Source organism: Shinella sp. GW835-FHT14H05 (genome assembly GCF_058793575.1).
In genome coordinates this window covers 310,684-323,274 of sequence record NZ_JBXAFY010000005.1, presented here as the reverse complement: position 1 = coordinate 323,274, position 12,591 = coordinate 310,684, and the positions used below count along the sequence as shown (strand labels likewise).

At 64.7% G+C, this 12,591-nt stretch carries 15 protein-coding genes; 3 read left to right on the top strand and 12 right to left on the bottom strand.

Annotation, left to right across the window (positions count from 1 at the left end):
* Position 1: 1 nt before the first annotated feature.
* From mdh to sdhC, 7 genes are all read right to left on the bottom strand, one after another.
* Positions 2–964 carry a malate dehydrogenase gene (gene mdh, locus AC1Q6Z_RS18270; protein ID WP_256119427.1) on the bottom strand — a complete coding sequence of 321 codons (963 nt, stop codon included), beginning with the start codon at positions 962–964 and terminating at the stop codon, positions 2–4.
* Positions 965–1,130: 166 nt separating this feature from the next.
* Positions 1,131–2,324, bottom strand: a complete 1,194-nt coding sequence (zapE, locus tag AC1Q6Z_RS18265) for a cell division protein ZapE (protein WP_492648789.1) — start codon at positions 2,322–2,324, stop codon at positions 1,131–1,133.
* 36 nt (positions 2,325–2,360) lie between these two features.
* Positions 2,361–2,897: a protease inhibitor Inh/omp19 family protein gene (locus AC1Q6Z_RS18260; protein WP_256119429.1), complete on the bottom strand. Its 537-nt coding sequence runs from the start codon at positions 2,895–2,897 to the stop codon at positions 2,361–2,363.
* A 141-nt stretch (positions 2,898–3,038) separates the two neighbouring features.
* A complete protein-coding gene (locus tag AC1Q6Z_RS18255) occupies positions 3,039–3,818 on the bottom strand; it encodes a succinate dehydrogenase iron-sulfur subunit (RefSeq protein WP_256119430.1) in 780 nt (259 codons plus the stop codon).
* An 18-nt stretch (positions 3,819–3,836) separates the two neighbouring features.
* Complete coding sequence (sdhA, locus tag AC1Q6Z_RS18250; RefSeq protein ID WP_435268271.1) at positions 3,837–5,678, bottom strand: succinate dehydrogenase flavoprotein subunit; 1,842 nt, start codon at positions 5,676–5,678, stop codon at positions 3,837–3,839.
* 6 nt (positions 5,679–5,684) lie between these two features.
* A complete protein-coding gene (gene sdhD, locus AC1Q6Z_RS18245; RefSeq protein WP_492648788.1) occupies positions 5,685–6,065 on the bottom strand; it encodes a succinate dehydrogenase, hydrophobic membrane anchor protein in 381 nt (126 codons plus the stop codon).
* A 10-nt stretch (positions 6,066–6,075) separates the two neighbouring features.
* Positions 6,076–6,468, bottom strand: a complete 393-nt coding sequence (gene sdhC, locus AC1Q6Z_RS18240; protein WP_439618018.1) for a succinate dehydrogenase, cytochrome b556 subunit — start codon at positions 6,466–6,468, stop codon at positions 6,076–6,078.
* A gap of 301 nt (positions 6,469–6,769) precedes the next feature.
* Here sdhC and AC1Q6Z_RS18235 point away from each other — a divergent pair, with 301 nt between their 5' ends.
* Positions 6,770–7,216, top strand: a complete 447-nt coding sequence (locus tag AC1Q6Z_RS18235; protein ID WP_492648787.1) for a hypothetical protein — start codon at positions 6,770–6,772, stop codon at positions 7,214–7,216.
* 100 nt (positions 7,217–7,316) lie between these two features.
* Here the strand turns inward: AC1Q6Z_RS18235 and AC1Q6Z_RS18230 are convergent, their stop codons facing one another.
* The 5 genes from AC1Q6Z_RS18230 to tsaD are packed head-to-tail and all read right to left on the bottom strand — an operon-like array spanning position 7,317 to position 10,793.
* Positions 7,317–7,964 carry a class I SAM-dependent methyltransferase gene (locus AC1Q6Z_RS18230; RefSeq protein ID WP_492648786.1) on the bottom strand — a complete coding sequence of 216 codons (648 nt, stop codon included), beginning with the start codon at positions 7,962–7,964 and terminating at the stop codon, positions 7,317–7,319.
* A gap of 4 nt (positions 7,965–7,968) precedes the next feature.
* Positions 7,969–8,400 (bottom strand): EVE domain-containing protein, encoded by a 432-nt coding sequence (locus AC1Q6Z_RS18225; RefSeq protein WP_492648785.1) that lies wholly within the window; start codon positions 8,398–8,400, stop codon positions 7,969–7,971.
* Between the two features lie 5 nt (positions 8,401–8,405).
* Positions 8,406–8,699, bottom strand: coding sequence for a YciI-like protein (locus AC1Q6Z_RS18220; protein ID WP_256119437.1), 294 nt, complete (start codon positions 8,697–8,699; stop codon positions 8,406–8,408).
* A gap of 16 nt (positions 8,700–8,715) precedes the next feature.
* Positions 8,716–9,702, bottom strand: coding sequence for an NAD(P)H-dependent glycerol-3-phosphate dehydrogenase (locus AC1Q6Z_RS18215; RefSeq protein ID WP_492648784.1), 987 nt, complete (start codon positions 9,700–9,702; stop codon positions 8,716–8,718).
* Positions 9,699–10,793, bottom strand: coding sequence for a tRNA (adenosine(37)-N6)-threonylcarbamoyltransferase complex transferase subunit TsaD (tsaD, locus tag AC1Q6Z_RS18210; protein ID WP_492648783.1), 1,095 nt, complete (start codon positions 10,791–10,793; stop codon positions 9,699–9,701). The genes AC1Q6Z_RS18215 and tsaD overlap by 4 nt, the downstream gene beginning before the upstream one ends.
* A gap of 73 nt (positions 10,794–10,866) precedes the next feature.
* Between tsaD and hemC the strand changes: the two genes are divergently transcribed.
* On the top strand, positions 10,867–11,796 hold the full coding sequence (gene hemC, locus AC1Q6Z_RS18205; protein WP_492648782.1) for a hydroxymethylbilane synthase: 930 nt from the start codon (positions 10,867–10,869) through the stop codon (positions 11,794–11,796).
* A gap of 3 nt (positions 11,797–11,799) precedes the next feature.
* Complete coding sequence (locus AC1Q6Z_RS18200; RefSeq protein WP_492648781.1) at positions 11,800–12,525, top strand: uroporphyrinogen-III synthase; 726 nt, start codon at positions 11,800–11,802, stop codon at positions 12,523–12,525.
* Positions 12,526–12,591: the final 66 nt, after the last annotated feature.

Genomic DNA, 12,591 nt, shown 5'->3' with positions numbered 1-12,591 from the left:
ATTACTTCAGCGAAGGCGCGATGTTGATGCAGGCTTCGCAAAGGCCGGCGACGGCCGCGACCGACTTTTCGAAGGCTTCCTGTTCGGCCTTGTTGAACTCGACTTCGATGATGCGCTCGACACCACCCTCGCCGATGATGGTGGGCACGCCGACATACATGTCCTTCACGCCGTACTGGCCGGAGAGATAGGCCGCGCAGGGCAGGACGCGCTTCTTGTCCTTGAGGAAGGATTCGGCCATCTCGATCGCCGAAGCGGCCGGGGCGTAGTAGGCCGAGCCGGTCTTGAGCAGGCCGACGATTTCGGCACCGCCATCACGGGTGCGCTGGATGATTTCTTCGAGGCGTTCCTTGGTGACCCAGCCCATCTTGACGAGGTCGGTCAGCGGGATGCCGCCGACGGTGGAGTAGCGGGCAAGCGGCACCATCGTGTCGCCATGGCCGCCGAGAACGAAGGCGGTGACGTCCTGGACGGAAACCTTGAATTCTTCCGAGAGGAAGAGGCGGAAGCGGGCCGAGTCGAGCACGCCGGCCATGCCGACGACCATGTTCTTCGGCAGGCCCGAGAACTTCTGCAGCGCCCAGACCATCGCGTCGAGCGGGTTGGTGATGCAGATGACGAAGGCGTTCGGGGCATACTTCTTGATGCCGGCGCCGACCTGTTCCATGACCTTGAGGTTGATGCCGAGCAGGTCGTCGCGGCTCATGCCGGGCTTGCGGGCAACGCCAGCGGTGACGATGCAGACGTCCGCGCCTTCGATGGCGGCGTAGTCGCTGGCGCCCGTCAGCGAGGCATTGAAGCCTTCGACCGGCGAGGACTGGGCAATGTCGAGGCCCTTACCCTGCGGAATGCCGTCGGCGATGTCGAAGAGGACGATGTCGCCCAGCTCCTTCAGGCCGGCGAGATGCGCCAGCGTACCACCGATCATTCCAGAACCAATAAGTGCGATCTTCTTGCGGGCCATGAAAGCTTCCTCTTGCTCCGATCAACAGGCCCCCAATGTCGCAATTGCGGGACCTTTCGGCGCAAGGGCTTACGCTTGTCAGGTTAAAAATTCAACACATACTTTTGCATCGAAGATTTTCAATCGGTTAGATGCAAAAATACTTACGTAAACGTAAGAATTTCTGTCACGCTTTCGTCACGTCATCGCCATATCGGGCGGTGTGATCTGCGAGATATTCCGTGCTGCGGATCTCGATAAGGCGCGAAACCGTGCGGTCGAACTCGAAACCCTCGGTGCCCTTGCGGGTCACCAGAAGCTCTTCCGGGGCGGCCGCTGCCGATGCGAACAGCCGGACGCGATGGTCGTAGACCGTATCGACGAGATTGATGAAGCGCTTGGTCTCGTTGCGCTTGTCGGCGCCGAGCAAGGGGATGTGGTCGACGAACAGCGTGTCGTAGTGCGAGAGGATTTCGAGATAGTCGGCAGCACCCAGCGGACGCTGGCAAAGATCGGCAAAGGAAAAGCGCGCCGCCCGGCCCGCCGCCTGCGGCACAGTTATGCTGCGGCCACGGAAGACGATCGTCTCGGCATCGACCGGCTTGCCCGCCACCTCGCGCCGCCAGGCCGCATCCATCGCCATGTCGGCTTCCGGCGTCAGCGGATAGCGGAAGACCGGCAGGCCGCTGTCCTTCTCCAGCCGGTAATCCGTCGGGGAATCCAGCGGAACGATCTCGACATATTGTTTCAGGAGATCGACGAAGGGCAGGAACAGGCCGCGGTTCAAGCCGTCCTTGTAGAGATTGTCGGGCTCGACATTGGACGTCGCCACCAGAATGCAGCCGCGTTGAAAAAGCTCGCCGAAGAGGCGGGACAGGATCATCGCATCGGCAATGTCCGTTACCGAGAACTCGTCGAAGCAGAGCAGGCGCGCCTCCTCGATCAGGCTCTCCGCCACCGGCGGCACGGGATCGGCCTGCTTGGTCTCGCCGGCCTTCAGCTTCTGGCGGTGCTTGTGGATGCGGTCGTGCACATCGGCCATGAACTCATGAAAATGCGCCCGGCGCTTGCGCTTCACCCGCGCCTGCTCGAAGAACATGTCCATCAGCATGGTCTTGCCACGCCCGACGCCGCCATAGAGGTAGAGGCCCTTGGGCGCACTGACGGTCTCGGGCTTGCGGGAGGCAAACAGCCAGCCGAGCGCGCTGGACTTGCGCGCGGGACGCTGGGCATGCAGGTCGAGCAGCAGCCGGTCGAACCGCGCCGCCATCGCCTTCTGCGCCGGGTCGGGCTTCAACTCGCCGCTCGCGACAAGGGCCTTCAGCCTATCCGAAACGCCATGGTCCGGATGTGTCGACCCGCTGTCCCAGTCCTTGCCCATGGGCGGAGGCTACCGTTTCGTGTCGGAGGACAAGGATCAGCGCGAGAGGCTGACGGGCTGGCCGGAATTGGTCGAACCGTCGAAGCGCGCATCCGCCGACTTGTAGAGGCGGGCGATCGCATTGCCGGCGCGGTCCTTCAGCACGACCTGCTTGCCGGCCACTTCCCAGGAGCCCATCGCCGTCAGTTCGCCGGCGCAACCGCGCGTACCGCCGCGCGAACCGCTGCCGAGATTGGTGAGCGTCAGGAACATGTCGCACGAGGACGGGCCGCTTGCCACGCGCCAGTTGCCGACCATGGATTCCTTGGTGACATCAAGCGCCGTCGCGGCTGCCGCATCACCCGTACCGGTGCCCGTCGCCATCGCCGTCTCGGTCGTCGGCTTTTCCGGGAACTGCGAGGTATCGGTCGTCGGATCGGGAAGCTGGCTCGACGAAACGGTGCCGACGGGTGCGGCTTCGAGCGGCGTGATGTTCTGCTGCGTATTGACGCTGTCCATGGACGAGGAGGTCCGCTGGCACCCGGCCAGAGCAAGCGCCATCATCAGCCCGCCTGCCACATGTACAATCCGCATGTCGATACTCCCGATATCTGCCCGATACTGCTGCCATGCAGCAATTTCCGCCGAATTAACGTGAATCGCCCGTACGAATCAAGATGAAACGGCCCGATTGATCGGGCCGTCTTTCACGTTTCGTGAACGGTCGGTCATATGTCAGAGCCGACGCTCGACCATCATCTTCTTGATCTCGCCGATTGCCTTGGCCGGATTAAGGCCTTTCGGGCAGGCCTGGGCGCAATTCATGATCGTATGGCAGCGATAAAGGCGGAAGGGATCTTCCAGATTGTCGAGACGCTCGCCCGTTGCCTCGTCGCGGCTGTCGATCAGCCAGCGGTAGGCCTGGAGGAGGACGGCGGGGCCGAGATAGCGGTCGCCGTTCCACCAGTAGCTCGGACAGGAGGTCGAGCAGCAGGCGCACAGGATGCACTCATAGAGGCCGTCGAGCTTGAGGCGGTCCTCATGGCTCTGCTTCCATTCCTTGGCCGGCGCCGGCGACACGGTCTTCAGCCACGGCTCGATCGAGCGGTGCTGGGCGTAGAAGTTGGTGAGGTCCGGAATGAGATCCTTGACCACAGGCATATGCGGCAGCGGATAGACCTTCACGGTCCCCTTCACCTCGTCCATGCCCTTGGTGCAGGCGAGCGTGTTGGTGCCGTCGATGTTCATGGCGCACGAGCCGCAGATGCCCTCGCGGCAGGAGCGGCGCAGCGTCAGCGTCGGGTCGATCTTGTTCTTGATGTAGAGCAGCGCGTCCAGCACCATCGGGCCGCAATCGTCGACGTCGATGTAGAACGTGTCGATCGACGGGTTCTTCCCGTCGTCCGGGTTCCAGCGGTAGATGCGGAACTCGCGGGTGTTCGTGGCGCCGTCCGGCTTCGGCCAGACCTTGCCTTCGGTCATCTGCGAGTTTTTCGGGAGAGCGAGTTCAACCATGTCCTGTTCTCCTCGGAATCAGTAGACGCGGGCCTTGGGCTCGATCTTCTTGGGATCGATCCCGTCCGCGATAAGGTCGGTGTGCACCGGGCGATAGTCGAGCGTCACGTCGCCCGCCTCGTTCACCCAGGACAGCGTGTGCTTGCGCCAGTTGACATCGTCGCGGCCGCCGAAGGGGCCGTCGACATAGTCTTCGCGGGCATGCGAGCCGCGGCTTTCCTTGCGCGCTTCGGCACCGTAGACGGTCGTGATGGCGTTCGCCATCAGGTTTTCCAGTTCCAGCGTCTCGACGAGGTCGGAGTTCCAGATCATCGAACGGTCGGTGACCTTGATGTCCGGCATTTCCTTCCAGATCGCCGTCATGCGCTTGCAGCCGCTTTCGAGCGATTCCTGCGTGCGGAACACGGCGGCGTCGTCCTGCATGGTGCGCTGCATCTTGTCGCGCAGGATCGCCGTCGGCGTGCCGCCATTGGCGTTCCTGAGGCGATCGAAGCGGTCCATGATCTTGTCGCAGGCGGCGATGTCGAGCGCCGGCACGGAGCCGACGCGGTCGATCACCTGGCCGGCGCGGATGGCGGCGGCGCGGCCGAAAACCACGAGGTCGATCAGCGAGTTGGAGCCAAGGCGGTTGGCGCCGTGCACCGAGGCACAGCCGGCTTCGCCGACCGCCATCAGGCCGGGCGCGATGCGCTCCGGGTTCTCGCTGTTGGCGTTCAACACCTCGCCCCAGTAGTTCGTCGGCACGCCGCCCATGTTGTAATGCACAGTCGGGAGCACCGGGATCGGCTCGCGCGTCACGTCGACACCGGCAAAGATCTTGGCGCTCTCGGAAATGCCCGGCAGGCGCTCGTGCAGCACGGCCGGATCGAGATGGTCGAGATGCAGGTAGATGTGGTCCTTGTTCTTGCCGACGCCACGGCCTTCGCGGATCTCCATCGTCATGCAGCGCGAGACGACGTCGCGGGACGCGAGATCCTTCGCCGACGGCGCATAACGCTCCATGAAGCGCTCGCCTTCCGAATTGACGAGATAGCCGCCCTCGCCGCGCGCGCCCTCGGTGATGAGGCAGCCCGCACCATAGATGCCGGTCGGGTGGAACTGCACGAATTCCATGTCCTGCAGCGGCAGGCCGGCGCGTGCGATCATGCCGCCGCCGTCGCCCGTGCAGGTATGCGCCGAGGTGGCGGAGAAATAGGCGCGGCCGTAGCCGCCGGTCGCGAGCACCACCATCTTGGCGGCGAAGCGGTGGATCGTGCCGTCGTCGAGGTTCCAGGCGACGACGCCGGTGCAGCGGCCGTCGGCCGACATGATCAGGTCGAGCGCGAAATATTCGATAAAGAATTCCGCATTGTTGCGCAGCGACTGGCCATAGAGCGTGTGCAGGATGGCGTGGCCGGTGCGGTCGGCGGCGGCGCAGGTGCGCTGCACCGGCGGGCCTTCGCCATAGTTCTGCATGTGCCCGCCGAACGGCCGCTGGTAGATCTTGCCCTCTTCGTTGCGCGAGAAGGGCACGCCGTAATGCTCAAGCTCATAGACCGCCTTCGGCGCTTCCATTGCGAGATACTGCATGGCGTCGACGTCGCCGAGCCAGTCGGAACCCTTGACGGTGTCGTAGAGGTGCCACTGCCACGAATCCGGCGTCATGTTCTGCAGCGAGGCCGCGATGCCGCCTTGGGCAGCGACCGTGTGCGAACGCGTCGGGAAGACTTTCGTGATGCAGGCCGTCTTGAGGCCCTGTTCGGCCATGCCGAGCGTGGCGCGAAGGCCCGCGCCGCCGGCGCCGACGACGATAACGTCGAAGGAATGGTCCACATAATTATAGGCCTTGCCGTTGGCCGCCGGGGAGGAGATCGCTGCCATGATGGATTATCCTGCGAAGGCGATTTTGAGGACGGCGAAAAGACAGAGCCCGCCGACCAGGATCGCGAAGAAGGTGTTGAGCATGAGAAGGCCGATCTTGATGCCTTGCGCATGCACGTAGTCCTCGATGATGACCTGCATGCCGAGCTTCATGTGGATGAGGCCGGAGACGACGACAAGGCCCATGAGGACGGCGACGATCGGGTTCGAGAGCGCTGCGGTCACTTCGGCGTAGGAAGCGCCGTTGTAGCAGATCAGAAAGCCGATGAAGAAGAGAATGAGCGGAACGTTGGCGACGGCCGTCAGGCGCTGGCGCCAGAAGTGCTCCGTGCCGTCCTTTGCCGAGCCGAGGCCGCGAACCTTGCCGAGGGGCGTGCGCATGTCCATGGGGCTCTCCTCAGCGGGCCAGGGTGCCGATGATCCAGATCAGCACCGTCAGGGCGACGGCGACGACCGGGGTCACGATGGCAAGTTTGGTGGAAAAGTTCTTCTCGTAGCCATGGCCGAGGTCCCACATGAAGTGGCGAAGGCCGCCCAGCATGTGCTGCATCAGCGCCCAGGTATAGCCGAACAGCACGATACGGCCGATCAGCGAGCCAAAGAGCCAGTTGGCCCAGTCGAAATAGGCTTGCCCGGACGCGGCCGCGATCAGCCAGAAGGCGACGAGCACGGTGCCGAAATAAAGTGCAGCGCCGGTTATGCGATGCACGATGGACATGACCATCGTCGGAATCGGCTTGTAGACTTGGAGATGCGGCGAGAGTGGCCGGCTTCGAGTGACATTCGCCATCTGAACCTCACGGAACCCCGGAGAGCCAAAAACTGGACAAATTTTCTCCGGAATTGCAGTATGTTGTGCACAATGTAGTGATTGCGACGTTTAATCACCAGCGTGCGGAACCACAAGCCTCATTGCAGTGCAAAATGAATTTAATCGATTAGACGGCGTGCCTGAAATTGCGCCATTTTGGGACGCATTTCCAGCGTTAACGATATCGACGGAATCCATAACCAAATCCGTGACTTTTGCCCCTCGCTGCGCCATCTTGCCGTTAAGGATCTGTTAAGCGTAATCCGGAAGGCAGGACAGAATGACTCTGTTTTCAGCGCCCCATGCGACCAAAGTGCTCGTGCTTGCGGTCGCCCTTGTGGCAGGCGGCATGACGACCGCAAAGGCCGGCGACGGCAATTTCAACTCGGGCTGGTCGAACGGCAACGTCAGCGGCTACATGGTCACGCGCCGTGACCGGCATGGCCGCGACGGCTGGCGCCAGCGTGATCGCCGGTCATTCGACGATCGCCGCACCGAGCGGCATCGCGACCGCCACTGGCGCAACAAGGACCGGAATTTCTACGGCGGCAGCGTCGCAGCCTATAACGATCCCGGCAACGGCATCTATTTCTACTTCGACGGCGATTCCTATCCGCGCATCATCGAGCGACCCTACGCCGAAAGCCGCGGCCCGAAGGTCATCCATGTCGTGCCGGGCCTGAGCGCCTGCTCCTGGGAATCCGGCGTCTGCGTCGTCCGGCCCTAGAGCAATTCCAGCAAAAGTGCGGCACGCGCTTTTGCGTCCGGAATTGCGTAAAAACAAAGAGATAGAGCGTTTTCGCGATTCGAAGAAAAGCGAAATTGCTCTAGGCGAGGAAACGCCAGACCGTCGTTTTCTTCACTTCGCTGTCCTCCAGCGCCCGCGTGACCGGCACCGTATAGGTGGCGAGCGCTTCCATGCGCTCACGCGGGCAATAGGCCCGGCCGGGATCGCCGACGAGCACGGTGGCGCCGCGGGCGGCAAGCGCTGAAAACCACGGGATCAACACATCGGCAAAGCCGCGATCGTAGAAGACGTCGCCGGCAAGCACGACGTCCCAGCCCTCGTCCCGGCCGATCATGTTTTCGACGGTAGAGGCGAGTGCGACGCCGTTGAGGGCGGCATTCAGCCGGATCGCGGTCTCGCTCCACGGATCGATATCCGCCGCCAGCACGCTCGACGCGCCGGCAAGACGCGCTGCGATGCCGACGAGGCCGGAGCCGCTGGCAAAATCGAGCACCGACTTGCCGGCGACCAATGCGGAATGATCGAGCACATGGCGCGCCAACCCCTGCCCGCCGGCCCAGGCGAAGGCCCAGAACGGCGGCGGCAGGCCGATCGCCTCCAGCTCCTCCTCCGTCTTCAGCCACAGGTCATGCGCCTCGGTGGCGAGCCTCAGCGTCACCTCCGGCACATGCGGCGGCGAGAGCACGCCGGTATTGTCGCGGATGAAGACTTCGGGGTCTGTCTTCACGAAATCAGCGCGGCGGCTTGGACAGGCCGCCCATGCGGCAGACCTCCATCCACTCCTCCTCGGTCACCGGCTGCACCGAAAGGCGCATAGAGGTGACCAGCGCCATGTTGGAGAGTTTCGGATTGGCCTTGATGGCCTTCAGCGACACCGGCTTCGGCATGTCCTGCAATGCGCGGATATCGACGCAGTCCCAGCGCGGATCCTCGCCGGCCGTCGAATCGGGGTGCGACAGGGCGCAGACCTCGGTGAAGCCGACGATCTCCAGCCCCTCGTTGGAATGGTAGAAGAAGCCCTTGTCGCCGATCTTCATCGCCCGCATGTGGTTGCGCGCCAGATAGTTGCGCACGCCGGTCCATTCGGTGCCCGCAGCGCCGGCATCCTTCTGCATCTGCCAGGACCATTTGAAGGGTTCGGACTTGTAGAGCCAGTATGCCATGCGTCTCAGGCCTCCGGATTGTTGAAGACCCAGTTCCAGGCCTTCACCTCGACGGAGGCAAAGAGGCCCGCCTTGGCATAGGGGTCGTTGTCGGCGATCTGCCGTGCGTCCTCGATGGTCTCGGCCTTGACAACGACGAGGCTGCCGGTCGGCTTGCCGTCCTCGCCCAGGAACGGGCCGGCAAAGGCGAGCTTGCCGCCCGCATTGAGCTCGTTCAGGTAGGCGACGTGTTCCGGGCGCGTATCGAGGCGCACCTGGAGCGCGCCGGGCTTGTCTGCGCAGATGAATGCGAAAAGCATGAAACGATCCTTCCTTCTATTCCTGGGTGATCGGGCGCGTCATGAGCTGCCCGATGGCGGTCTTCACGTCGAGCGTGCCGTCGATGATGCGGGCGACCGCGTCGGTGATCGGCATGTCGATGCCCTTGTCCGCGGCAACGCCGGAGGCGACCGAGGCGGCAAAGGCGCCTTCCACAAGGTCTCCCGACCAGCCGGCGGCCGTGCCGTGACGGCCGAGCGCGATGCCGAAACGCAGGTTGCGCGACTGGTGGCTGGTTCCGGTGAGCACGAGGTCGCCAAGGCCGGAAAGCCCGGTCACCGTGGTGCCCTCCCCGCCATGCGCCGCAACGAAGCGCGACAGCTCCGCCAGCCCGCGCGAAATCAGGGCCGCCCGCGCCGAATCGCCGAGCCCCGCGCCCTCGACGATGCCACAGGCGATCGCCAGCACGTTCTTCAGCGCCCCGCCGAGCTGCACGCCGATCCGGTCGGTCGAGGGATAGAGCCGGAAGGTCGGCCCGGACAGCGCCTGCGCCAACGTCGCGCCGATCTCCGCGGTGCGCGCGGCAACGACCATCGCCGTCGGCAGGCCCTTGGCGATATCGGCGGCAAAACCGGGACCGGACAGCACTGCGATCTCGCGGCCGGGCAGTTCCTCTTCCAGCACCTCGGTCAGGAGGCGGCCGGTGCCCTTCTCCATGCCCTTGGCGCAGATGACGACCGCCGTGCCGGGTGCCAGCAGATGGGCAAAGGCCCGCGCCGCCTCGCGTTGCGCCTGCGAGGGCATGGCGAAGAGCACGATGCCGGCGCCGCGAACGGCCTCGACATCCGCGCTGAAGGCGAGCGCCTGTGGCAGGTCGATGCCCGGCAGAACCTTTTCGTTGCGCCGCGCGGCGCGCATGGCCTCGACGGCCTCGGCATTGCGGCCGATCAGCGTGACATCGCCGCCGCTCGCCGCAGCGACGCTCGCCAGCGCCGTGCCGAAGGCGCCAGCGCCGATGACGGCGATCTTCGGGGTCGTACTCATGCCTTGGCTCCCCGCTTGCCGGAACCGAGCATCGTCGCCGCCTCGCGGTCGAGCGGCCAGCGCGAGCGCGGCGCGACGGCAAGGTCATCCGGCGCGAAACCGGCCGCCATGCGCTCCAGCCCCGCCCAGGCGATCATCGCGGCATTGTCGGTGCAGAGCGCCAGCGGCGGCGCAATGAAGCGGAATTTGTTTTTATCGCAGAGTGTCTGAAGCGTCGACCGCAGCTCGGCGTTCGCCGCCACACCCCCGGCCACGACCAGCGCCGGCGTCTCGACAGTCGGATGGAGCCTGCGGAACCGTTCCAGCCCGCGGCCGATGCGATCCTTCAGCGTGCGCGACACGGCGCGCTGGAAAGAGGCGCAGATATCGGCGATGTCCTGCTCGGTGACGGGCTCGATCGACTGTGCCGCCTGGCGCACCGCCGTCTTCAGCCCGGAAAACGAGAAATCGAGTCGCGCCTCGCCGACGAGCGGCCGCGGGAAGGTGAAACGTTCCGGATTGCCCGTCTTCGCCATGCGCTCCACCGCCGGCCCGCCGGGATAGGGCAGGCCGAGCAGCTTGGCCGTCTTGTCGAAGGCTTCGCCCAGCGCATCGTCGATCGTCGTGCCCCAGCGCTCGTAATCGTCGACGCCACGCACCAGCACGAGCTGGGTATGGCCGCCGGAGACGAGCAGCATGAGATAGGGAAAGGAGAGCCCGTCGGTCAGCCGCGCCGTCAGCGCATGGCCTTCCAGATGGTTGACCGCATAGAGCGGCTTGCCTGTAGCCCGCGCGATCGCCTTGCCCGTCATCAACCCGACGATCAGCCCGCCGATCAGCCCCGGCCCGCTCGTTGCGGCAATCGCATCGACATCCTTCAGCGACCGGCCGGAGCGCAGGAGCGCCTCGGAGATCAGGCTGTCGAGCGCTTCCACATGGGCGCGCGCCGCGATTTCCGGCACCACGCCGCCATAGGCGCTGTGCTCTTCCAGCTGGCTCAGCACCACCTCGCCGAGAATTTCGCCCCTGCCATCCGCATCGCGCAGCACGACGGCCGCGGCGGTCTCGTCGCAGCTCGTTTCGATGCCGAGAATGGTCAATTGGGACGACATGAAGCACTAGGATTGATTGCGGGCGGCTTTAAAGCCGGTTACGAGACATCCCGGTAACAACGGATCAAGGCGGATGCAAACAAAACCTTTCAGGATCGGTACGCGCGGCAGCCCGCTGGCGCTCGCCCAGGCCCACGAGACCCGCGCACGCCTGATGGCCGCCCATGGCCTGCCGGAAGAGATGTTCGAGATCGTCGTGCTCTCGACGAAGGGCGACCGCATCACCGACCGTTCGCTGGCGCTGATCGGCGGCAAGGGCCTGTTCACGGAAGAGATCGAGGCGCAACTTTCCTCCGGCGAACTGGATTTCGCCGTGCATTCCTCCAAGGACATGCCGACGAAGCTGCCGGACGGCCTCTATCTCTCCGCCTTCCTGCCGCGCGAGGACATGCGCGACGCCTTCATCGGCCGCTCCGCCGCCCGCCTGCTGGATCTGCCTGAGGGCGCCACCGTCGGCTCGGCGTCGCTGCGCCGCCAGGCGCTCATCAAGCGTCTGCGGCCGGACCTCAACGTCATCGTCTTCCGCGGCCAGGTCGAGACGCGTCTGGCCAAGCTCGCCGAAGGCCAGGCGGATGCGACGCTGCTCGCCTATGCCGGCCTGAAGCGCCTCGGCAAGCTCGACGTGCCGACGGAAATCCTCGACCCCGTGTCCTTCCCGCCGGCCCCGGCACAGGGCGCGATCGGCATCGAAAGCCGCATCGGCGATGCGCGCATCGATGCGCTGCTGTCGGCCATCGACGACCGGCCGACGCGCGCCGCCGTCTCCTGCGAGCGTGGTTTCCTCGGCACGCTCGACGGCTCCTGTCGCACGCCGATCGCCGGTTACGCGACCGTCGAGGGCGAGCACCTCCAGTTCCGCGGCATGATTCTCACGCCCGACGGCAGCCAGTTCCATGAAATCGAAACGAGCGGCCCGGTAAGTGACGCCGAGCGGCTCGGCGCAGCGGCGGGACAGGCTATCCGCGACAAGGCGGGAGCGGATTTCTTCGAAAGCTGGGGCTGATCCGTGCGCGTTCTCGTTCTTCGCCCGGAGCCCGCAGCCACCCGCACAGCGCGCAAGCTCGTGGCCCTGGGCCACGAGACGGTCCTGCTGTCGCTATCCAAGCCGGAACATGACATCGACGCGGTGAAGGCAGCGCTTGCCCAGCGCCATTCGGCCATCGCCATCACCAGCGCGGAAGTGGCGCGCCTCTTCGGCAAGATCGGCGACGACCTCGACCGCCACTTGCTGACCACCATCTTTTCCGTCGGCCAGGCTTCGGCCCATGCCGCGGAAGAAGCAGGTTTCCGCACCGTGCTCACCCCCGGCGGCGACGGCAAGGACCTCGCGGAGATGATCGTCGCCCATTGCCGCGATTTCGGCATGCCCGCCGAGCCGATCCTCTATCTCGCCGGCTTGCCGCGCGCCCGCAGCTTCGAAACCCGACTGACGGAAGCGGGCATTCCGTTCCGCACCGTTGAAGCCTACCGCATGGTGCCGATCATCCCCAGGCGCACGGCGACGGAGACAGCCCTGCTGCGCCCGGTGCCGGATGCCGTGCTGTTCTACTCGCGCGAAAGTGCCCGCGCCTTCTTCGAACTGCCGCCGCTCGCCGAAATCCCGGAGCGGTTCCTCTCGACGCTGATGCTCTGCATGAGCGCAAATGTCGCAAAGGCCGTGCCGCAGCGTTTCGCGGCGCTGACGGTCGTCGCCTCCTCGCCCAACGAGGAAAGCCTGCTCGACCTGCTATAGCCGCAAGTGCCGGCGGATGAATCTGCCGCCGGGGTCTTTCCCTCGCCGCCTTCCCTGTCTAGGTTT

Bases quoted from the DNA above. Each gene is read 5' to 3' on its own strand.
- mdh (WP_256119427.1), bottom strand. From the start codon at position 964: ATGGCCCGCAAGAAGATCGCACTTATTGGTTCTGGAATGATCGGTGGT.
- zapE (WP_492648789.1), bottom strand. From the start codon at position 2,324: ATGGGCAAGGACTGGGACAGCGGGTCGACACATCCGGACCATGGCGTT.
- AC1Q6Z_RS18260 (WP_256119429.1), bottom strand. From the start codon at position 2,897: ATGCGGATTGTACATGTGGCAGGCGGGCTGATGATGGCGCTTGCTCTG.
- AC1Q6Z_RS18255 (WP_256119430.1), bottom strand. From the start codon at position 3,818: ATGGTTGAACTCGCTCTCCCGAAAAACTCGCAGATGACCGAAGGCAAG.
- sdhA (WP_435268271.1), bottom strand. From the start codon at position 5,678: ATGGCAGCGATCTCCTCCCCGGCGGCCAACGGCAAGGCCTATAATTAT.
- sdhD (WP_492648788.1), bottom strand. From the start codon at position 6,065: ATGGACATGCGCACGCCCCTCGGCAAGGTTCGCGGCCTCGGCTCGGCA.
- sdhC (WP_439618018.1), bottom strand. From the start codon at position 6,468: ATGGCGAATGTCACTCGAAGCCGGCCACTCTCGCCGCATCTCCAAGTC.
- AC1Q6Z_RS18235 (WP_492648787.1), top strand. From the start codon at position 6,770: ATGACTCTGTTTTCAGCGCCCCATGCGACCAAAGTGCTCGTGCTTGCG.
- AC1Q6Z_RS18225 (WP_492648785.1), bottom strand. From the start codon at position 8,400: ATGGCATACTGGCTCTACAAGTCCGAACCCTTCAAATGGTCCTGGCAG.
- AC1Q6Z_RS18220 (WP_256119437.1), bottom strand. From the start codon at position 8,699: ATGCTTTTCGCATTCATCTGCGCAGACAAGCCCGGCGCGCTCCAGGTG.
- AC1Q6Z_RS18215 (WP_492648784.1), bottom strand. From the start codon at position 9,702: ATGAGTACGACCCCGAAGATCGCCGTCATCGGCGCTGGCGCCTTCGGC.
- tsaD (WP_492648783.1), bottom strand. From the start codon at position 10,793: ATGTCGTCCCAATTGACCATTCTCGGCATCGAAACGAGCTGCGACGAG.
- hemC (WP_492648782.1), top strand. From the start codon at position 10,867: ATGCAAACAAAACCTTTCAGGATCGGTACGCGCGGCAGCCCGCTGGCG.